We start from the raw sequence: 1,128 nt of genomic DNA, 5'->3' as shown, positions 1-1,128 counted from the left end.
CGGAACCCCTCCCGCCGTCGGGGTGTCCGCGCGTCGCCGGGCGAACAGCCCGCCCCGCGGGTTCCGGCGGGCGCCGAGACGTGAGACCTCCGGGTCCCGGTCGCCGAACAACTGGGAGTCGGTGACCCGCAGTTCGGGGCCGAACAGGGTGGAGAGGGCGGGCCGGGGGCGGCCGGACCGCAGCGCGACCACCTCGCGCAGCACGCCGGTGAGCTGCTCCGCCATCTCCTGGGCGGAGGCGAACCGGCGCGCCGGGTCCGGGTCGGTGGCCCGCACCAGCAGCCGGTAGAACGACTCGTACCGCCGGAACACCTCGGTCTGGTCCGGGTCGGGCAGCGAGTCCGCGAACACCGTCGTGTAGCCGTGGAAGTCGAAGGTGAGCACCGCGAGGGTCCGCGCCACCGTGTACAGGTCGGAGGCGACCGACGGGCCCACCGTGGCGACCTCGGGCGCCTGGTAGCCCACCGTGCCGTAGATGGCCGACTCGAAGTCGTCCATCCGCCGGACCGCGCCCATGTCGATCAGCTTGAGCTGGTCCTCGGTCTGTATCGCGTTGTCGACCTTGAAGTCGCAGTACAGCAGGTTGCGGCTGTGCAGGTGGCCCAGCGCCTCCAGCGCCTCGATCCCGTAGGCGCAGGCCTGCTCCACCGGCAGCGGGTCCCGCCGGCCGTCCGGGGTGCGGCGGCCGTTGGCGATGTCCTTCAGCGACTTCCCGCCGACGTACTCCATGACGATGTAGCCGTCCATGGAGCCGGTCCGCTGGTCCAGGTGCTCGACGAAGTTGTAGATCCGCACGATGTTGGCGTGCTCGATCTCGGCCAGGAACCGCCGCTCGGAGATGGCGGCGGCCATCGCGTCCTGGTCGCCGGTGTCCAGCAGGCCCTTGAGGACGACCCACCGGTCGGAGACCGCGCGGTCCACCGCCAGGTAGATCCAGCCCAGCCCGCCGTGGGCCAGGCAGCCCGCCACCTCGTACTGCCCGTGCACGACGTCGCCGGCACGCAGCTTGGGCACGAAGGAGTAGGGGTGTCCGCACTTGGTGCAGAACCCCTCGGTGCGGCCCGGGCGGTCGCCGCGGGCCCGGCCCACCGGCGCGCCGCAGTCCGAACGCGAGCAGAACCGCTTGCG

General features: G+C 72.3%; 1 protein-coding gene. It reads right to left on the bottom strand.

The genetic code is table 11. From position 1 onward, the window contains the following. The coding region (locus tag HW445_RS32035) for a serine/threonine protein kinase (RefSeq protein WP_257231438.1) at positions 1-1,128 on the bottom strand (1,128 nt) is incomplete at both ends.

The organism is Streptomyces sp. UH6, from assembly GCF_013421635.1.
In the GTDB taxonomy this organism is placed as follows: domain Bacteria; phylum Actinomycetota; class Actinomycetes; order Streptomycetales; family Streptomycetaceae; genus Streptomyces; species Streptomyces abyssomicinicus.
Note: the sequence above shows the minus strand (reverse complement) of the source record. Positions and strands in the feature narration are given on the sequence as shown.